Consider the following 2,009-nt stretch of genomic DNA (forward strand, 5'->3'; position numbering starts at 1 on the left):
CGATGCTCTTGCCGGCGAAGACCTCGTGCAGCACCTGCCCCCAGGGCGTGTTGCGGTCGCCGCGCCGCGCCAGCACCACGCCAATGACCAGCGCCGGAAACTCGAGCAGCACCAGGAACACCACCATGTAGCCTTCGGCGACCTCGCCGAGCCGGACCAGATAGGCCGAGGCCACGGCGAAAGTGACCACGCTGACCGATCCGTAATGCGCAGCGATTGAACCCGCATCGGCGCGCGGCAGCTTGCCGATGCGGCGCAAGACCGGGAACGCCGCCAGTGGGATCAAGGCGCCCACGCTCACCACCACCAGGGCGGGCAACGCCACGTCGAGCAGCCGATAGCGCGCAAGCTCGACGCCGCCTTTCAGGCCGATGGCGAGCAGCAGAAAGATGCTCAATGACTCATAAAGGACGCCGGGGATCTTGAGGTCCGAGCGCACGAAGCCGGCAATTGCCCCGAGCAGGAAGAACAGGATGACGGGTTCGAAGTACGGCATCTTCAGCGACGGGTGCGCACCCGCATCAACGCACGATCATGACCGGCACCTTCGCCTGATGCGCGACCTTGTCGGCCACCGAGCCTAGCATCAACGATTTGGCCATGCTCTGGCCGCGTGAACCGATGACGATGCCGTTGATGCCAGCCAAGCCCGGCGTTTCTGCCAAGGCGACGATCTGCGAGGCAGCCTCGCCCATCACGACATGCAGGCGCCAGCGGACCGAGGCCGCGTCGAGCCGCTGGCGTGCCCGCGCCGTGGCCGCCCAGCCGCGGCGCGCGAGTTCGGTCTCCGCCGCTTCCTTGACCAGCCAGGGCTGGACATGAACGATATCGACTTCGCCCTCGTGGCCGAGCGCGGCCAGGCGTGCCGCCATCGCCACGGCGCGCAGCGAACAGTCGGACCCATCGACCGCCACCAGCCAGCGGTTGTTGCGGTTGACGGGGATCACGCCGCTTGCGTGCCAGGTCACGGCGATCAGCCTGCCAATGTCGTCGCGCGTTTCGCTGGAAGGCGCCGCCACGGGGTCGTGGGCCGAAACGTCGGTCATGAAACGCTCCTGGAGACTTTGGCTCTCGACAATCTCAGGCTGAAGACGACCGAGGCGAGGATGATCGAGCCGACGATGACCAGCGACCACTGGACCGGCATGTGGAACCAAGGCGCGACAAGCATTTTCCCGCCGACGAAGATCAACACCAGCGCCAGGCCGTACTTGAGCAGGTGGAAGCGCTCCGCCATGTCGGCCAGCAGGAAGTACATCGCACGCAGCCCCATGATGGCGAAGATGTTGGAGGTGAACACGATGAACGGATCGGTGGTGACCGCAAAGATGGCCGGGATGCTGTCGACCGCAAACACCAGATCGCTGGCCTCGATCAGCATCAACACCAGGAACATCGGCGTGGCGTAGCGCAAGCCGTTGATGCGCACGAAGAAGGCATCGCCGTGAAAGCCCGGCGTGATGCGCATGTGGCCGCGCAGCCAGCGCAGCAAGGGATTTTTCTCGAGGTCGGGCTGTTGCTCGGCGAACACCAGCATCTTGACCCCGGTGACCATCAGGAACGCACCGAACACATAAAGGATCCACGCGAATTCAGACTCCAGCCAGACGCCCGCCAGGATCATCGCGGCGCGCATCACGATCGCGCCCAGCACCCCGTACAGCAGCACGCGGCGCTGCAACTCGGCAGGCACCGCGAAGTAGCTGAAGATCATTACGAACACGAACATGTTGTCGATCGACAGCGACTGTTCGATCAGGTAGCCGGTCAGGAACTCGAGCGCCTTGCGGTTAGCAATCTCGCGACCCGCGGTGCCGTCGAGATACCACCACAACAGCGCGCCGAAGGTAAGCGCCAGCGCGACCCAGGCAACAACCCAACTCGAGGCTTCCTTGACCGAGACGCGATGCGACTTGCGGCCACCGAGGACGAACAGGTCGAGCGCCAGCATGGCCAGTACGAACGCAATGAAGCCGGCCCACATCGGGCCGGTGGCAAAAGATTCGATG

Annotated in this window: 3 protein-coding genes; all 3 read right to left on the reverse strand. The window is 64.5% G+C overall.

Features of this window, described 5'->3' with window-relative positions; genetic code table 11:
* On the reverse strand, positions 1-496 hold a 496-nt coding region (locus RMO12_RS14680; RefSeq protein ID WP_309639847.1), incomplete at its 3' end, for a sodium-dependent bicarbonate transport family permease.
* 25 nt (positions 497-521) lie between these two features.
* Positions 522-1,046 (reverse strand): universal stress protein, encoded by a 525-nt coding sequence (locus RMO12_RS14685; RefSeq protein ID WP_309639848.1) that lies wholly within the window; start codon positions 1,044-1,046, stop codon positions 522-524.
* Positions 1,043-2,008, reverse strand: a complete 966-nt coding sequence (locus tag RMO12_RS14690; RefSeq protein WP_309639849.1) for a TerC family protein — start codon at positions 2,006-2,008, stop codon at positions 1,043-1,045. The genes RMO12_RS14685 and RMO12_RS14690 overlap by 4 nt, the downstream gene beginning before the upstream one ends.
* Position 2,009 lies beyond the last annotated feature (1 nt).

The sequence above is a fragment of the Methylibium sp. genome (assembly GCF_031393925.1).
In the GTDB taxonomy this organism is placed as follows: Bacteria; Pseudomonadota; Gammaproteobacteria; order Burkholderiales; family Burkholderiaceae_C; genus Methylibium.